This window comes from Streptomyces ferrugineus (assembly GCF_015160855.1).
Lineage (GTDB): Bacteria > Actinomycetota > Actinomycetes > Streptomycetales > Streptomycetaceae > Streptomyces > Streptomyces ferrugineus.
Window position 1 is genome coordinate 85,132 of sequence record NZ_CP063373.1, and the last position, 16,859, is coordinate 101,990.

Consider the following 16,859-nt stretch of genomic DNA (forward strand, 5'->3'; position numbering starts at 1 on the left):
GAAGCGGCCACCGTCACCCGTCCGCCCCCGGATGCCGGGCCGTCCCCTTCACATCCGCCTCGACCTGACTGCGCGCCGCCCCCTGGTCCCTCGCGTACTCGGTGATCGCCGTCTGGACCGCGAGAGCGAGGTCGCGCCAGGTGCGCCAGGCCCTGTCGTACGTGTCGGTCTGGAGCTCGGTCCACGGGGTGCCGGCGGGCGGTCCGTACCGGTCCCGCAGCTCCTCCACCCCGCTGCGCGCCCGGTCCGCCGGGCGCTGAGGCAGGGCTTTACCGAGCCCATACCAAGTCAAAAGGTTTCCCGGGCTCTCGCATTCGTACTCCCGTACGTGCGGGGGCACGGACCTGTACAGGAGACACGGTGCTCGTTTCACGGAAAGCGGCGGGAACTCTCTTCGTGGGGGGTGCGCTCGCCATGACCATCGGCTCGCTCGTCTATCCCGCCATGCTCGGAGTCAACACGGTCGGCAACGCGCCCGCCCGGATCATCGACACCACGCCGACCGGACCGCTGACGGAGGCCGACCGGGACTTCGTGGTCAAGGTGCGGGCGGCGGGGCTGTGGGAGTACCCGGTGGGACGGATGGCGTTGGAGAAGGGCACGACGAAGCCGGTCAGGATCGCCGGGGAGCATCTGATCGACGGCCACGCCTCGCTCGACGCCGCCTGCCGCAGGGTCGCCGGGCAGTTGGGCATCACGCTGCCCAACCAGCCCTCGTCCCAGCAGCGGGGCTTCGTGGACCAGTTGAACGCCGACGCCGGCCGGCAGTTCGACACCGACATGGCCAACATCCTGCGCATGACGCACGCCCAGATCTTCCCCACGATCGCGAGCATCCGCGCCACCACAAGGAACTCGCTGATCCGCGCCCTGGCCGACCAGGCCAACGACACCGTGCTGGATCACATCACGGTGCTGGAGAAGACCGGCCTGGTCGACTTCACCCAGGCCAACGTCCAGGTGACGTCCTCGCCGCGGCCCTCCGACCCGGCCCTGACCCCGCCGCCCCCGGCGCCGGGCTCGCCGGTCGTCGCCCTCACACCACGGGCGAGCGGGTCGGCGAGCCCGACAGCCGGGTGAGCGTCACGCCAGCCAGACCGTGGTGTCCGGGCCCAGCCGGCCGTCCTCCAGCGGCCCGCTGCTGATCAGCACCTCTCCGGGCGGCAGCGCCACCGCCGCGCCGGAGAGGTTGGCCAGGCACCGCCAGCCGTCCGAGCGCGCGAAGTGCAGCACTCCGGGCGGGCTGTCCGGCGCCCATCGCAGCTCCTCCCCCTGAAGCAGCTTGCGCCGAATCCGCAGGGCCCTGCGGTAGAACTCCAGGGTCGAGCCCTCCACACCGTCCTGGGCCTCGACGGCGTACCGCGCGAAGGCCGACGGCTGCGGCAGCCAGGAGCCGCCCGCGCCGAAGCCGTACGACGGACCGGTCGTCGTCCACGGCAGCGGCACCCGGCAGCCGTCGCGGCCCTTGCGGACACGGCCCGTCTGTTCCCAGACGGGGTCCTGGAGGACCTCGAAGGGGAGGTCGGCGACCTCGGGGAGACCGAGTTCCTCGCCCTGGTAGACGTACGACGAACCGGGCAGCGCCAGCATGAGCAGGGTCGCGGCGCGGGCGCGGCGCAGGCCGGCCGACTCGTCGACGGCCGGGGCGTGGCCGCCGGACAGCAGCCAGGCGTCCACGTCGGTGCCGGGCGGGAGCATCAGTCGGGAGGTGTGGCGTACGACGTCGTGGTTGGACAGCACCCAGGTGGCGGAGGCGCCCGCCGCGCGGGCCGTGGCGAGGGAGTCGGCGATGATCTGCTGCAGTTCGCCGGCGTCCCAACCCGCCTGCAGATACTCGAAGTTGAAGGCCTGGCCGAGTTCGTCCGGGCGGGCGTACAGGGCGCGGCGGGAGCTGGGGTTCACCCAGGCTTCGGCGACCGCCATGCGGGGCGGGCGGTAGGCGTCGAGGACCTTGCGCCAGTCGCGGTAGATCTCGTGGACCTCGTCGCGGTCGTAGAAGGGGTGGGTGCCGGGCGGGAAGCGCGGGAGGGAGTCCTCGCCGCTCAGCTCCGGGGCGCCGAGATCGCGCAGCGGTTCGCCGAGGTCCTTGGCGAGGGCGTGGGCCACGTCGACGCGGAAGCCGTCGACACCGCGGTCGGACCAGAAGCGCAGGGTGGTGCGGAAGTCGGCGCGGACCTCCTCGTTCTCCCAGTTCAGGTCGGGCTGCTCGGGAGTGAACAGGTGCAGGTACCACTGGCCGTCGGGGACGCGCCGCCAGGCGCTGCCGCCGAAGACGGACTGCCAGTCGGTGGGCGGCAGTTCGCCGTGCGGGCCGCGGCCGTCGCGGAAGACGTAGCGCTCGCGGGCGGCGGAGCCGGGGGCGGAGCGCAGCGCCTCCTGGAACCAGACGTGCCGGTGGGAGGTGTGGTTGGGGACCAGGTCGACGATGACCTTCAGGCCGAGGCGGTGGGCCTCGGCGGCCATGGCGTCGAAGTCGTCGAGGGTGCCCAGGCGCGGGTCGACGTCGCGGTAGTCGGCGACGTCGTAGCCGCCGTCGGCCAGTTCGGAGGGGTAGAAGGGGCTGAGCCACAGGGCGTCCACGCCGAGGGCGGCCAGGTGGTGCAGGCGCTGGGCGACGCCCTTGAGGTCGCCCAGCCCGTCGCCGTCGGCGTCGGCGAAACTGCGCGGATAGACCTGGTAGATGACGGCCTGGCGCCACCAGTCGGGGTTGCTGGAGGAGAGGTCGGACACGCGGGCTCCTCTTCGGTGCGTGGTCTTCGCTACGAACTCTGTCCACATCGCCGGAAAGGTGAACGTCTGAGGTGACCGGAGTGGTTGATTCCCGGTGTGGCGAAATTGTGATGACGACTGAACCGGCAAGGCGTTACCGCAGGTTGACAGCGTTCTGCCGGGAGACCCACCATGTGCTCACACTGTGGCGGAAGTGACCAACGCGCCCGGTGTTTTAGACCATGGGGGTGTTGCGTCCCCCCGCACATGCACACGCCAGATGGGATACGCATGTCCATAGCGAGACGTGTCATCGCGCGACGCCTGCTGGGGACGGGCGCCGCATCGCTCGCCCTGTGCGCGGCCACCGTCGCCTCCGCCTCCGGCGCCTGGGCCACCGGCTCGCACGGCGGCGACGGCTGGAAGTCCGGCGGCAGCTATCAGCCCGGCACCGGCGCGGGCACCGAAACGGCCACCGACCGCTGCCAGTTCTCGCTCGACGGCAAGAACTTCTACGACTCGGTCAAGGTCGACGACCAGAACCTGAAGGTCACCGACGACGGCAAGGTCCACATCTCGGTCCGCGCCGCCGCCGACGCCGCGACCTGCACCGCCTCGCTCGCCTCCTACCTCGCCCACGGGCCGACCTTCGCCACCTCCGGCGAGCAGGTCTTCGTCGACTTCGACACCGTCACGGTCAAGCCGGGCGGCACCGACACCCTCGACATCGCCGTGCCCGACGCGGGCTGCTTCGGGCAGATCGACCTGTACCGGGGCGCGGTGAAGTTCGACGGCAAGCTCGACGCCGACGACGGCTTCGAACATGGCGACCTGCCCAAGGGCCCGGACCGCCCGGTCATCAAGGACAAGCTGATCGCGGCCTGGAACGGCGGCACGAAGGACTGCACGACGCCGCCCCCGGCGACCGAGGAGCCCCCGACCACACCGCCGGCCGAGCCGTCCGAGCCGCCGTCCGAGGAGCCGTCGACCCCGGCGGAGGAGACGACGCCGCCGGCCTCCGAGACCCCGTCGACCGAGACCCCGACCCCGGAGCCCTCCGACTCGACATCGGCCCCGGCGCCCTCCCCCAACGGCGGCGGCGACCTCGCCAAGACCGGTGGCAGCAGCGCGACCGGCCCGATCGCGATCGGCGCGGTGGTGCTGATGGCGGGCGGTGCGGCGTTCGTGGTGGCGTCGAAGCGACGCCGTACGGCACGTTCCTGATCGACAGCCGGCACACGGAGGGGCCCGGGGTGGGTGATCACCCCGGGCCCCTCCCGTTCGCCCGCCGGTCGGGGCGCCCGAAAACCGGTGGAACCGCGCCGTGTTGCGCCTTTACCGTGCTGCCGAGCCAAGTCATCCAGCGAAGGACGTGCCCTTGTACACCGTGTGAGACCTCCCGAGTGCTGATCGGTCGCGCGTCGCGCCTCTGCGCCGCGCTGCTTTCTGCTGCGGACTTCTCACTGAAACCGGTGTACTCCTGTGCTCGAAAACTGGGTGGTCACGCCCACCTGCCTTCCGCTCGTCCTCCGCCGTTGCCGCACGTGCGCGTCCGAGCGCTTCCAGGCCAGCGGCAAATTCCGCGTCAACGCACACCACAAGCTCATCGACGCCTGGCTCCTGGTGCTCTGCACCGCCTGCGGCGAGACGGCGAAACTCACGCTCCTGGAGCGGACGAACGTGCGCTCCATACGACCCGAGTTGCTGGACCGGCTCCATGACAACGACCCCGGCCTGACAGCGGAGCTGCTCCAGGATCCGGTCGTTCTCCGCCGCAATCGCATCGCCCTCGACTGGGACGACGCCTGGCGCCTCGACACCGGCGGCGCGGATCACCTGGACCGCGAGGTGATCGACGTCTCGGTCCGCTTCGCGGCGCGGATCCCCGTCCGGCCGGTGCGACTGGTCGCCGAAGGCTGCGGTCTCCCACGGGCCGAGGTCGAGCGACTGATCACGGAGGGAAGACTCGTCTCGGCCGTCCGACTGAGCGGCAGGCTGTGCGACGACTTCACCTTCACCCTCAAGCGCTGAGCGGTCAGGCGCCTTCCACCGTGGTCAGGTACAGCTTCACGAAGCGGGCCACGTCCACGTCCAACGCCACGTCCACCAGGGGCCGTTCGCTGGTGCCGGTGTGGAGTTCGGACTCGCCGTGGCGCAGGCGGCGGTCGACGATCGTCTGGCCGCGGGTCGGGCCGGGGGCCAGGGAGACCTCGACGGGGAGGAGGCTGGTGGTGATGCCCGCCGGGTCCACGACCGCGCAGACCGCGCCCGCGTCGCCGATGCCGCCGGCCTCGGGGTCGGGGGTGATGTCCGGTGCGGCGGGGCGGTGGGCCAGCAGTTCGCCGGCGAGACGGGTGCCGGGGTCCGCGCTCGCGCGCAGGCGTCGTACGTCCGTGCCGTCCACCACGACCTGCTGGAAGACGTCCAGGCCGTACATGGTGAGGGGCACCCCCGCGGTGAGCAGGATCGCGGCCGCCTCCGGGTCGTGCCAGATGTTGAACTCCGCGACCGGCGTGGCGTTTCCGCAGGCCACCGCGCCGCCCATGAAGACGATCCGCTCGATGTTGCGGGTCACCTCGGGGTGGCTGCGCAGCAGCAGGGCGATGTTGGTGAGGGGCGCGGTGGGGATCAGCGTCACCGGGCGCGGGGAGGCGAGGATCTCGCGGCGCAGCAGCGTCACCGCGTCCACGTCGACGGGGGCGCGCCGCGGGGCGGGCAGGCCGATGTCGCCCATGCCGTCCTCGCCGTGCACATGGCGTGCCGAGCGCGCGGGCTCGATCAGCGGCCGGCCGGCGCCCCGGGCGACGGGGATCTCGGGGGCCCCGGCCTGCTCCAGCACGGTCAGGGTGTTGCGTACGACGCCGTCCACGTCGGTGTTCCCGGCCACACAGGTGACCGCGCGCACGTCGAGCCCCGGATGGCGTACGGCGAACAGCAGGGCCAGCGCGTCGTCGACGCCGGTGTCGCAGTCGATGATCACCGGAATGGACCGGCCGACGTGCGTCACGGCGGGCTCCCCTCGTCGCGGGTGCGGTGGCGGGCTCTACGAGAGCGACCTTACGGTGTGCTGTAGGTGGAGTGCGTCGTCGTATGGCGTCGCCGTGCGGTCATGTGCTCGCGGCGACGCCATGCGGCGTCTTTTTGCGCCCTGGAGTGGCGTGTGCGTGTCACGGGGCGTCCCAGAGTTCTGGGGCGCGCGCCGCTGACCTGGCCGCGATCCGGGCCACCAGTTCCGCTCCCGGTACGGCCCCCGGCCTGCGCCCGTCCCGCAGCCGTACGGCCGCGGGCCCGCCGTCCGCCTCCGCCTCCCGCTCCCCGATGACCGCCTGGTACGGCACGAGGCGTGCCGCGCGGACGCGGGCGCCCAGGCTGCCGTGCTCGGGGCCGGCGAGTTCCGCGCGCACACCCATTCGGCGGGCTCGGTGCAGCAGTTTCTCGGCCGGTCCCCGCTGGGCCTGCGCCACCGGCAGGATCAGCAGCTGCACGGGCGCCAGCCAGACCGGGAAGGCGCCGCCGTGCTGCTCGATGAGATGCGCCACGGCCCGCTCGACGCTGCCGATGACGCTGCGGTGCACCATGACCGGGCGGTGCTTGGCTCCGTCGGGGCCGATGTAGTGCAGGTCGAAGCGTTCTGGCTGGTGGAAGTCGATCTGGACGGTGGACAGGGTCGCCTCACGGCCCGCCGGGTCGGCGATCTGGACGTCGATCTTGGGGCCGTAGAACGCGGCCTCGCCCTCGACCGCCTCATACGGGATGCCGGAGCCGTCCAGGACCTCCCTGAGCAGCGCGATCGCGCGGCGCCACAGCTCGGGATCGGCGACGTACTTGCCCCGGCCGCCGCCCCCGCAGGGCAGGGAGAGACGGTGGCGTACGGCCTTGATCCCCAGATCGGCGTAAGCGCGGGCGATGAGTTTCAGGGCGGCGCGGGCCTCGTCGACCGCCTGGTCGAGGGTGCAGAAGACATGGGCGTCGTTGAGGTGGATCGCCCGGACCCGGGTGAGTCCGCCCAGGACCCCCGACAGCTCGGACCGGTACATGCCGCCCAGCTCGGCCATGCGCAAGGGCAGCTCGCGGTAGCTGTGGGACCGGGAACGGTAGATCAGGGCGTGGTGCGGGCACAGGCTCGGACGCAGGACGACCTGTTCGGCGCCCAGCTCCATCGGGGGGAACATGTCGTCGCTGTAGTGGTCCCAGTGCCCGGAGATCTCGTACAGCTCGCGCTTGCCGAGCACGGGCGAGTACACGTGCCGGTACCCGGCCTCGCGTTCCGCTTCCCGGATGTACTCCTCCAGCACATGCCGGACGATCGCCCCGTCCGGCAGCCAGTACGGCAGGCCCGCGCCCATCAGGGGATCGGTGTCGAAGAGGTCGAGCTCGCGGCCGAGTCGGCGGTGGTCGTACCGGTCGTTCATGGCTACTCCTCCGGATGAACGGACGAGCACCCACGACGAAGCCCCGGGGCACTCGCCCCGGGGCTTGGTGATTCGCTCAGCTGTCAGCGCGGCGCCGGGACGGGGTCCGGCGTCGTCGTCAGAGACGGATCGGCGCGCTGCATGGGGGGACCGTAACAGGGGGTGGGTGACGATGTCCCGGTGATTTCACCCGCTGCCCGTGCCGGGCCCGCGTTCGCCGCCAGGATCAACGTGGCCACGGCGACCACCGCGGCGGCGACGCCTCGGGTGTAGCGTCCGGCGGTGCTGGTGCGTTCCTGCACGGCGACCTCGCAACAGCATTGGGTTAACCACGCTTAATACGCGGTTTAACCTAGGGCTGTTGGACTCGAACGGCAAGGGCGCCAGGGGGAGTTGAGCAATGTCGGACCGTGACGACCCGGGGACGATCGGGCGAAGAGTGCAGCAGTTGCGGGCCGATCGCGGGCTGACGCAGCGGCAGTTGGCGGAACCGGCCTACACCCCCGCCTATATCTCCACCCTGGAGGCCGGCCGCGTCCGCGCCTCCGACGACGCGCTGCGGCACATCGCCGAGCGGCTCGGCGTCGCCTTCGAGGAACTCGCGACCGGGCGGCCCGCGCATCTCGTCACGGATCTGCGGCTCAGACTGACCGAGGCCCAGCGCGTTCTCGCCACCGGCGACGCCGAGGCCGCCGTGGCGCAGTACACGGTGCTGCTCGCGGAGGCGGACGCGCACGGGTTCGCCGAGGAGCGGGCCGCCGCGCTGCTCGGGCTCGGCGAGTGCGGGATCGACGCCGGTGAACTCACCGCCGCCCGGCGCCACTTCGAGCACGCCGAGCAGGTACTCGCCGACGCCGACGCGCCACTGCCCGCCCGCGTCCCGGCGCTGCGCGGGCGGGCCGTGTCCCACTACCTCGCCGGTGAGCTGCGGTACGCCGTCTACCTCCTCGAAACCACCCTCGACGAGCTCAATCGCGGCGGACTGCACGACCCCGACGCCCTGCTGCTGCTCTACGCCAGCGTCATCGGCCCCTACATGGACATGGGCGCCCACGCCCGCGCCGCCCAGGCCGCCGAGTACGCCCTCGCCCTCGCCCCGCAGGCCGGCGACCCGGCCCTGGTCGCCCGGATGCACCGGTCCGTCGCCCGCACCCTGCTCGCCGAGGGCCGTATCGCCGAGGCCGACGCCTCCCTCGCCAAGGCCGCCGAGCTGTACCGGCACCTGCAGATCCGTACCGAACTCGCCAACTGCCACTGGATGCGCGGCTACGTCTACGCCCAGAACGGCGACCTGGAGCGCGCCGAGGCCGAGCTGCGCGAGGCGCAGACCATGCTCACCGCCAGGCGCGCCGCCCTCTACACCAGCCAGGTCGCCGTCGAGCTGGCCGACGTACTGCACCGGCGCGGCAAGTCGCAGGAGGCGGCCGGCTTACTGCACGAGGTGCTCAGCGACCTCAGCCCGGAACGCGGCGCGCTGCACTCGGCCGCCGCCCACCGCCTCCTCGGCATCATCGCCGAGGACGCCCGTGACACCGAGGCCGCCGAGGAGCACTACGTCCGCGCCCTGAGCCTGCTGGAGCGCGCGGGCGCGGCCGGTGACCTGGCCGACCTGTGCCGGCTGCTGGGCGACCTGCTGCGCCGCGGCGGCCGGGTGGAGGCGGCGCTGGACGCGTACCGGACGGGGCTCGGGCACCGTACGGCCCCCGGCACCACCACCCTGGGTCCCGCACCCGCACAGCCTCCTCTGTGAGGAACCCGAGCCTGCGCACAGCCGCGACCGGTTAGCCTTCGCAGAGCTATTCGAACAGGGTGGGGACAGGCACGGTGGAGAACCAGCGGACCGTGGTCGACGGACTGCGGCTCGGCATACGCACGCTCGTGTACACCGTGCTCGGCGGCGCCGCGCTCATCGCCATCGCCACCGTCGCCTCCGTCCTCGGGCCCATGCTCGCCCTCGACCTCTACACCCCGCCCGTCGCCGCCTGGTGGACCGTGTTCACGGCGATCGCGGTGCAGGGCGTGCCCTTCCTGCTGCTGGGCACCGTCGTCTCGGCGGCGATCGGGGCCTTCGTGCCGGAGAAGGTCTTCAGCAGGCTGCTGCCGCGCAACCAGGCCCTCGCCGTGCCCGTCGCCGGGGCGGCCGGTGTCGTCCTGCCGGGCTGCGAGTGCGCGTCCGTGCCCGTGGCCGGCAGCCTGATGCGCCGCGGGGTCGCGCCCGCGGCCGCCCTCGCCTTCCTCCTGTCCGCTCCCGCCATCAACCCGGTGGTGCTGGTCGCCACGTCCGTCGCCTTTCCCGGGCAGCCCGAGATGGTGCTCGCCCGGCTCGTCGCCTCACTGTCCACGGCCGTGGTGATGGGCTGGCTGTGGGCCCGCTTCGGCCGCGAGCAGTGGCTGCGGCCGCCCAGACGGCACGCCGACCCGACCGCCACCGGCCTGCGCGCCTTCACCGCCGGCCTGCAGCACGACTTCCTGCACGCGGGCGGCTTCCTGGTGCTGGGTGCGGCGGCCGCGGCGACCTTCAACATCGTCGTGCCGCGGTCGGTGCTGGACCTGTTCACCGGGTCGGTGTGGCTGTCGGTGCTGCTGCTGGCGCTGCTGGCGGTCGTGCTGTGCGTGTGCAGCGAGGCGGACGCCTTCGTCGCGGCCTCCCTCAGCGGCTTCTCGCCGACCGCGCGGCTGGCGTTCATGGTGGTCGGCCCGATGGTGGACCTGAAGCTGATCGCCCTCCAGGCGGGCACCTTCGGGCGGTCCTTCGCGCTCCGGTTCTCGTCCGTGACATGGGTGGTGGCCGTGGTGAGCAGCGTGCTGGTGGGGTGGTGGCTGCTGTGAGGCGGTACGGGCCGACGGTACTGCTGCTCCTGACGGGCGCGGCGATCCTGCGGATATCGCTGTTCAGCGAGCTGTACCTGCGGTATGTGCAGGCGGCGCTGCGGCCGTATCTGGTGGTGTCCGGGTGCGTGCTCGTCGCGCTGGGGGCGGTGGCGGCGCTCGTACGGCGGCGGGAGGGGACGGACGGGGACGAGGAGGATGAGGAGGACGAGGAGGACGAGGGGGAGAAAGAGGAGACGGACGACGGGCACGACCACGGTCACGACCACGGCCACAGCCCTCGAATCGCCTGGCTCCTCACCCTTCCCGCCCTCGCCCTCCTGCTCTTCCCGCCCCCCGCCCTCGGCTCCTACAGCGCCGAGCTCGAGGCGGAGCAGCGTGCGGAGCAGGGCATCGGGACCTTCCCCGCGCTGCCGGCCGGGAACCCGGTGGAGCTGACGCTGGCCGAGTTCGGCTCGCGGGCGCTCTACGACAGCGGACGGTCGCTGTCGGGCCGTACCGTCCGGCTGACCGGCTTCGTCACCCGCGACGACGACGGCACCTGGTACGTCACCCGCCTCCTCATCGCCTGCTGCGCCGCCGACGCCACCACCAGCAAGGTCGAGATCCGGGGCGAGGCGGCTCCGCCGGTCGAGGCGTGGGTCACCGTCACCGGTACTTGGCGGCCCGAGGGAGGGCTCGGCACCGACGCGGCGTGGCCGCCGGTGCTGGACGCGGGGGCGGTGCGTCGGGTCGCGCAGCCGGCCAATCCGTACGAGAAGCGGTGAGTGCCGCGCCGGGGTCGTCGGTCGTCCGCCGCGTCGTCGTGGCTGGTCGCGCCCGCGCGGCGGAGCCGCATATCGATACAGCCCCGCGCCCCTTGGGGGACGCTGCGGTGCCGTCGGGTTTCGGTGGACGTGCCACGGGTAGTCGGCCGGAGCCAGGAGGCCGCGCTCGGAAAACGAGGAGGCTGCCGTGCGGCCCAGAGACGAGCATGGTGAGCAGGGGCCGGATCCGGCGGCGCCCGCGGACCGGGTCGCCAACGGTGTGCGCGGTGCCGGGGTCGGCGAGATACCGGCGCGGCTGTGCGGTGTCGCCGTGGAGCTGCTGCCCGTGACCGGCGCGAGTGTGTCGCTGCACTGTGACGGCATGCCCGTCCAGCTCGGCGCGAGCAATGCGCAGGCCGCGTATGTGACCGAGCTCCAGGCGACCCTGGGCGACGGCCCCTCTCAGTCCGCCGCGCAGAGCGGGGCGCCGGTGCTCGCCTGTGATCTGACGGCCGGGCGGGACGTGCAGCGCTGGCCGGTCTTCGCCCAGCAGGCCACGGCCGCCGGGGTGCGGGCGGTGTACTCGATGCCGCTCGGCAACGACACGGTGTGCGTGGGCACGCTCGACCTCTACCGCGACTCCCCTGGCGACCTCGACGACCGGGAGCTGCGCACGGCGCGGCTGATGGCCGGGATGATGACGGTGGCGCTGATGGCGCTGCCGCGCGTGGAGGACCCGGGGGAGCTGGGGGACGACCGGTGGCTGCACGGCCTCACCACCGACCATGACCAGGTCTACCAGGCCACCGGCATGATCATGGCCCAGCTCGGCGTGGCCACGGACGAGGCGCTGGCGCGGCTGCGGGCGCATGCGTTCGCGCACGGATGTACGGCGCTGGATGTGGCGCGGGACGTGGTGGCGCACCGGTTGCGGTTCGACTCCGCCTAAGATCGTCGGCCATGGACATGGCGGTTCTGTTCTTTGTGCTGTTCGGCGTACTGGCCCTGATGGGCGTCCAGGGCCGGGTCTCCCGGATCGACAAGCGGGTGGCCCGGGTCGAGCGCAAAGTCGACCTGATCTTGGACCATTTGGGGCTGCGCGAGAGCGACCCCCGGATGGACGAGGTGGTGGCGCTGCTGCGCGACGACAAGAAGATCCAGGCGATCAAGCTCTACCGGGAGATCACCGGGGTGGGCCTGAAGGAGGCCAAGGACGCGGTGGAGCAGATGGCCTGACGCTGCTTCAGATCGTGCGCCGGCCCTGCTTCCTGGCCTCCGCCAGTCGGTGGGCGCCCAGTTCGACGGCCGTCCAGGTGGCGTCGGCCGACACCTCGCCGAGGCCGCCGTTGGTGACGGTGATCGCGTCGTCGCCCACGCGGACGGCGGCGACGTCGAGTGTGAGCGTGGGCGCGTCCCCGTACTCGGAGATGCCGCTGAGCACGATCCGCAGCGCCTGCCCCGCGTCACCGACCCGCGGCATCGGCGCCTCGGTGACCTCCACGGCGAGCTGCCCGCCGCGCGCGGTGGCCGTGAACCGGCCGCACTCGTCCGGCAGACCGCCGAGCCACGCCAGCGTCCGGTCCACGTCCTCGGGCCGATGGGCCACGATCTGGTAGCGCATCTGTGCCCCGTCCCACGCGTCGTCCAGCCCGATCGACGCGCGCGTACTGGCGTCCGGACCGAACAGGTCCTCCGCGTACAGGGCGTCGAGCAGCCGCCCGCACGCGCGCGATTCGGTCCGCGCCTTCAGCATGGTCTCCCGCCAGGTCGCGAACCCCTCGGTGGGCACCCAGGGTTCACCGAGATCGTCCTCGCTGATCAGCGCCGCCCGCGCCTGGGCCTCCGTCAGCGTCGGCGCGGCGACGGGAGCGTGCGACGCGGCGCCGGGGGAGGCGGACGAGGCCGAGGCGCGCAGCCCCGGGCCGACCGTCCCCAGGCCGGCGACGGAGGAGCACGCGGACGCGGTCAGCACCACGCCCGCCGAGAACGCGGAGGCGACGACTGCACGGGCCGGGGGACGGGGCATCGCGGGGCCTCCTGGACGCGCTCAAGATCGGTACGTGTTCTGTACGTGTTCTTAAAGCACCACTCCGGGAGTACGACCACCAGTGCGCCGGGCCGTCCGGGTGACGGGGAGCGCCTGTTCAGCACTTCCTCGTGCCGTCCGGCCAGGTCACCGGAGTCTTGATCTTGACGCCCGTCGAGCCCTGGCCCGGGTAGTACCAGAAGGAGTGGCCGTTCTTGCGCTTGCCGTAGTGGACCTCGAGCCAGCCCTGGGAGTTGCGCTCGTACGGGGGGTCTCCCGTCGGATACCTCGACCCGCTCGTCGGGTGGCGGCGACGCATCAGTCGCCGCACACCTGGCGATACGGCACGTCGCGCACGTACGTTCGCCACTGCGCCCGCGTCAGCTCGCTCCCGCCCGCCCGCGCGCACACCGACTCGACCGCCCGGGCCGGGGCGATCGGGTAGCGCTGGAGAGGCACGTGTGCGCTTCCCGCGTACACCGTGCCGCTGTCCGCGCCGAACGCCACGGTGTCGATCGCCTCGCCGGGTGTGATCAGCGGTCCGCCGAGCGGCTGGTGTGTGGCGATGTCCCACAGCTGCAGGCCTCCCGCCTCACCACCCACCGCGAGCGTGCTGCCGTCGGGGCTGACGGCGAGGGCGCTGACGGCCTCGGAGGTGTCGCCGCCGGCCGGGTCGGGGCCGCTGTCCGGTCCACCGGTCATTCCCTCCGGGAGCGCGGGGAAGACGTTCGACAGGGTGGTCCCCTCCCGCCGCCGGACCTCTCCGTCCCACAGAGCCACCCGGCCCGTCTGGTCCCCCGCCGCGAGCCGCGATCCGTCCGGTGCGAAGGCGAGGGCGCCGATCGCGTCGCCCTGGACCAGGTCGCGTCCGGTGCCCCTGCCGCCCGGCAGGCTCGCCGTGCGGTTGTCGCCGACCAGGAGCCCGTCGTCGGGTCGGACGGCCAGGTGACTGCTGGACAGGCCGGTGAGGACGGCCGTCCGGCGGTGGCGGGCGATGTCCCAGGTCTCGTTGGTCAGCTCGCCGATCGCCGGTGTGCGGGTGAGGTGGAGCGTGCCGGCGTCCGGGCCGAGGGCGATCGTGATCACCGCCCCGGCCGATGCCTTCGTCGCCAGGTCCAGCGTCGTGCGGACCCGGCCACGGCTGACGTCCCAGATCGTGAGGCGCTGCGGGGACGCCTCGTAACCGGGCGCCGAGACGGCGTACGCGAGCGCCTTGCCATCGGAGGTGAAGGCCAGGAGGGGGAGGGTGTCCTCAGGGCGTACCGACCGGGAGGGGTCGCGCGATACGGGGAGCGGCGTGGGCGGCAGTGTCTTGAGCAGTCGTCCCTCGCGGGTCTCGCGCAGCTCGAAGCGGTAGGTGTCGCCGGTGCGTCGCGCGGTGGCGAGGGTGCGGCCGTCCGGGCTCAGCCACACCCCGTCCAGTGGCTCGTCCCGCCAGGCGGACGTCACGGCCGTCGCGACGTCCAGGGTGTGGACCGTGCCGGCCTCCAGATAGCGCAGTACCGGGTGGGCGGGGTCCCAGGCCAGACCGCCGAGGTGGCGGTTGTTGAGGGAGTGCCGGAACACCGGGGCGTCGACGCCCAGCCGCCACACCCTGATCTCCTCCCCGTCGGCGGTCGCCAGGAAGCTCCCGTCCTTGCTGAAAGCGGCGTACGTCACTCCCGTGTGGGGGAGGTCGGGCAGCTGCTCCCCCGACCGGACGTCCCAGACCCGCACGCCGCTCGGGATCACCGCGGCGAGCCACCGTCCACCACCGCCGAGCACGAGCTGCAAGCGCTCCTGGCCGCAGACGTCGCCCGCGCGTTCCCAGCGCCCGTGCACCGTGCGCCGGTCCTTGAGGTCCCGCACCTGCGGCGCGCCCCCTCCCCCGGCGGGGCAGACCGCGATCAGCCGGCCGTCCTCGCTCGGCGCCGTGCCGTCCGACTCCGTCTCGAACAGCAGCTTCCCGTCCGCGGCCGAGTGCACCCCCACCCGGTCGCCTTCCACACTGCCCACGGCATACGTGCTCTCGCCGAAGTCCACGAAGGACAACGCCGGCAGCCGGTCACCGACCCATCGTCCGGCGGCCGTGTCCCACAGCCGCACCCCGTCGCCCCGGCCATCCCCGTGGATCGCCAGCAGTCGACCGTCCGGGCTCGCCCCGACCGCGGTGCCGGCCTCCGGCAGCCGCCCCTCGGCGATCCGCCGGTGCCGTGCCACGTCCCAGGTCCGCCAGGTGCGCCCCGCGACGCTGAGCAGGGTGCGCCCGGAGTCCGTCAGACGGCGGAAGGGGCCGTCGCCCGGTGCCGGGTCGCTGAAGGCGTCCAGTTCCTGCTGGCCCAGCGAACCCAGCAGTGCCCGCCGGGTCTCCGGCAGCTCGGACACGCGCCAGGCGGCGACGCCCAGCAGCTGTGCGGTGCGCGGGTCCGTCGTGCGCAGGCCGTCCGCGACGGCGGCGATGCGCCGCGCCTCGTCGTCGATACGGCGGCGCTCGTTGTCCCGGCTCTGGGTCCAGGCGGCCAGAGAGGCGAGCAGCGCCACCACCAGGACCGCCGACAGCACTCCCACGGCGGCCCGCGCCCGGCGCGTCGAGCGGGCGGCGGCCCGGCGCTCCGCCTCTCGGGCGGCCAGCGCGGCGGTGAGAAACTCGCGCTCCGGCACGGTCAGGGAGTAGTCGTGCTCGTGGTCGGGGATCAGCTCCGCCACCCGGTCCAGGCGGGTGCCCCGGTACAGGGCGCCGGGGTCGCGGTCATGCTCCAGCCAGACGCCGGCGGCCTCGGTCAGCCGCCGGTGGTGGCGCAGCCGCTCGCGGTCCTCCTCGATCCAGTCGCGCAGCCGTGGCCAGCTGGTGATCAGCGCCTCGTGGGCGAGCTGGACGGTGTCCTCGTCGACGGTCAGCAGCCGGGCGCGGGCCAGCCGCTCCACCACCACGGGCACGTGGGTGCACGCCCACTCCTCGCGCTCGGCCCGGGTCAGCGGGCGGCGGGTGTCGGGGCTGCCCCGGCCGGGCTCGACCATCCGCAGCAGCAGCCGCCGGGCGGCGTCCGTCTGCTCCGCGGTCAGCTGCCCGTACGCCTCCTCGGCACTCGCGGCGATGGCACCGCGCACCCCGCCCGCCGCCTGGTACGCGGCGAGGGTGAGCACCCGGCCCTTGCGCCGCCGCCAGGTCTCCAGCAGGGCGTGCGAGAGCATCGGCAGCCCGCCGGGTTCGTCGAGGACCTCCTCCACGATCCGCGCGGTCAGCTCCCGCTCCACCAGGAGCCCGACCTCCTGCGCCGGCTTGACGACCGCCTCCCGCAGCTCGTCCGCCGTCATGGGCCCGACCAGCAGTCCGGCGCCGCACAGCGTGTCCGCCAGCCCGCGGTGCTCGCCGCAGCGCGGGTAGAAGTCGGCCCGTACGGCGATGAGCACCCGCAGGCGACTGTCAGGGTCCCGGGCCGCGAGCAGCAGGTCGATGAACCGGGCCCGCTCCGCCCGGTCCCGGCACAGGGTGAAGACCTCCTCGAACTGGTCCACCACCACCCAGCTCTCCGGCTCGTCCGCCGCCGGGGCGAGCAGATGGCCGTACGTGGTGGCCGGCCGGTCGCCAGGCGTGAGCACCCGCAGCACCGCCGGACGCCCCCGGTCGGCGATCTCCTCCTGGAGCCGGGGTATCAGCCCGGCCCGCAGCAGCGAGGACTTTCCGCTGCCGGAGGCGCCGAACACCGCGGCGAACCGGTGCCCGCACACCAGCTCCAGCAGGTCCTCCGTCAGGCGGGCCCGCCCGAAGAACAGCCCTTGGTCGGCCGGCTCGAACCGGGACAGACCGCGGTACGGCGGCGCCGCCTCCTCGTCGTCCTCGCGGACCTCCCCCGCCACCTCCGCCTCGGCGTCCTTCCACCGCGGCTCCCACTCGTCCGGGTCGCCGCCGCAAGCCCGTACATACCCCTGGACGACGGCGAGGGACGGCAGCCGCTCACCGGCCGCGGCCTGCGACAGCGTTGTCGCGGAGAAGCCCGCCGTCTCGGCCATCTTCCGGTACGAGGGGTTCCCCGCGGTCCTGCGCAGCTCCCGCAGCTCGTGCGCGAGCCGCGGCACGGGACCGGCCGTCGGGTCCAGCGGTCTCTCCGGGCGCCCCATGCGCACACCTCCGTATGACCGGCGAAAGGGACATCGAGC

At 73.0% G+C, this 16,859-nt stretch carries 16 protein-coding genes; 8 read left to right on the top strand and 8 right to left on the bottom strand.

Annotated features, from left to right (window positions below; all coding sequences use genetic code 11):
• Window positions 1-13: 13 nt before the first annotated feature.
• Complete coding sequence (locus IM697_RS00395) at window positions 14-292, bottom strand: hypothetical protein (protein ID WP_194043564.1); 279 nt, start codon at window positions 290-292, stop codon at window positions 14-16.
• A 122-nt stretch (window positions 293-414) separates the two neighbouring features.
• Between IM697_RS00395 and IM697_RS00400 the strand changes: the two genes are divergently transcribed.
• Window positions 415-1,080 carry a DUF4142 domain-containing protein gene (locus IM697_RS00400; RefSeq protein ID WP_228044447.1) on the top strand — a complete coding sequence of 222 codons (666 nt, stop codon included), beginning with the start codon at window positions 415-417 and terminating at the stop codon, window positions 1,078-1,080.
• A 3-nt stretch (window positions 1,081-1,083) separates the two neighbouring features.
• Here the strand turns inward: IM697_RS00400 and IM697_RS00405 are convergent, their stop codons facing one another.
• On the bottom strand, window positions 1,084-2,778 hold the full coding sequence (locus tag IM697_RS00405; RefSeq protein WP_194043568.1) for a glycoside hydrolase family 13 protein: 1,695 nt from the start codon (window positions 2,776-2,778) through the stop codon (window positions 1,084-1,086).
• Window positions 2,779-3,000: 222 nt separating this feature from the next.
• Here IM697_RS00405 and IM697_RS00410 point away from each other — a divergent pair, with 222 nt between their 5' ends.
• Both IM697_RS00410 and IM697_RS00415 read left to right on the top strand, forming a co-directional pair.
• Window positions 3,001-3,933, top strand: a complete 933-nt coding sequence (locus tag IM697_RS00410; RefSeq protein WP_194043570.1) for an LAETG motif-containing sortase-dependent surface protein — start codon at window positions 3,001-3,003, stop codon at window positions 3,931-3,933.
• A gap of 258 nt (window positions 3,934-4,191) precedes the next feature.
• The gene (locus IM697_RS00415) at window positions 4,192-4,740 is read left to right on the top strand and encodes a DUF1062 domain-containing protein (RefSeq protein WP_194043572.1); all 549 of its coding nucleotides are present in this window, start codon (window positions 4,192-4,194) and stop codon (window positions 4,738-4,740) included.
• 4 nt (window positions 4,741-4,744) lie between these two features.
• Here IM697_RS00415 and IM697_RS00420 read toward each other — a convergent pair whose 3' ends face one another.
• The 3 genes from IM697_RS00420 to IM697_RS44425 all read right to left on the bottom strand — a co-directional run bounded on the left by IM697_RS00420 (window position 4,745) and on the right by IM697_RS44425 (window position 7,423).
• The gene (locus IM697_RS00420) at window positions 4,745-5,716 is read right to left on the bottom strand and encodes a nucleoside hydrolase (RefSeq protein ID WP_194043574.1); all 972 of its coding nucleotides are present in this window, start codon (window positions 5,714-5,716) and stop codon (window positions 4,745-4,747) included.
• A 160-nt stretch (window positions 5,717-5,876) separates the two neighbouring features.
• Window positions 5,877-7,121, bottom strand: coding sequence for a threonine--tRNA ligase (gene thrS / locus IM697_RS00425; RefSeq protein WP_194043576.1), 1,245 nt, complete (start codon window positions 7,119-7,121; stop codon window positions 5,877-5,879).
• An 83-nt stretch (window positions 7,122-7,204) separates the two neighbouring features.
• Window positions 7,205-7,423, bottom strand: a complete 219-nt coding sequence (locus tag IM697_RS44425; protein ID WP_228044449.1) for a hypothetical protein — start codon at window positions 7,421-7,423, stop codon at window positions 7,205-7,207.
• A 98-nt stretch (window positions 7,424-7,521) separates the two neighbouring features.
• Between IM697_RS44425 and IM697_RS00430 the strand changes: the two genes are divergently transcribed.
• The 5 genes from IM697_RS00430 to IM697_RS00450 all read left to right on the top strand — a co-directional run bounded on the left by IM697_RS00430 (window position 7,522) and on the right by IM697_RS00450 (window position 11,932).
• Entirely contained in the window at window positions 7,522-8,871 is a 1,350-nt protein-coding gene (locus IM697_RS00430) for a helix-turn-helix domain-containing protein (protein WP_194043578.1), read from the top strand.
• A gap of 74 nt (window positions 8,872-8,945) precedes the next feature.
• Window positions 8,946-9,950, top strand: coding sequence for a permease (locus IM697_RS00435; protein ID WP_194043580.1), 1,005 nt, complete (start codon window positions 8,946-8,948; stop codon window positions 9,948-9,950).
• The gene (locus IM697_RS00440; RefSeq protein WP_194049525.1) at window positions 9,947-10,717 is read left to right on the top strand and encodes a TIGR03943 family putative permease subunit; all 771 of its coding nucleotides are present in this window, start codon (window positions 9,947-9,949) and stop codon (window positions 10,715-10,717) included. The genes IM697_RS00435 and IM697_RS00440 overlap by 4 nt, the downstream gene beginning before the upstream one ends.
• A gap of 187 nt (window positions 10,718-10,904) precedes the next feature.
• A complete protein-coding gene (locus IM697_RS00445; protein ID WP_194043582.1) occupies window positions 10,905-11,645 on the top strand; it encodes a GAF and ANTAR domain-containing protein in 741 nt (246 codons plus the stop codon).
• Window positions 11,646-11,656: 11 nt separating this feature from the next.
• A complete protein-coding gene (locus IM697_RS00450) occupies window positions 11,657-11,932 on the top strand; it encodes a ribosomal protein L7/L12 (protein ID WP_194043584.1) in 276 nt (91 codons plus the stop codon).
• Between the two features lie 7 nt (window positions 11,933-11,939).
• Here the strand turns inward: IM697_RS00450 and IM697_RS00455 are convergent, their stop codons facing one another.
• The 3 genes from IM697_RS00455 to IM697_RS00465 form a co-directional block, all read right to left on the bottom strand.
• Window positions 11,940-12,722, bottom strand: a complete 783-nt coding sequence (locus IM697_RS00455; RefSeq protein WP_194043586.1) for a hypothetical protein — start codon at window positions 12,720-12,722, stop codon at window positions 11,940-11,942.
• A gap of 118 nt (window positions 12,723-12,840) precedes the next feature.
• Window positions 12,841-13,041: a hypothetical protein gene (locus IM697_RS00460; protein ID WP_194043588.1), complete on the bottom strand. Its 201-nt coding sequence runs from the start codon at window positions 13,039-13,041 to the stop codon at window positions 12,841-12,843.
• Entirely contained in the window at window positions 13,041-16,820 is a 3,780-nt protein-coding gene (locus tag IM697_RS00465) for an nSTAND1 domain-containing NTPase (RefSeq protein WP_194043590.1), read from the bottom strand. The genes IM697_RS00460 and IM697_RS00465 overlap by 1 nt, the downstream gene beginning before the upstream one ends.
• Between the last annotated feature and the right edge of the window lie 39 nt (window positions 16,821-16,859).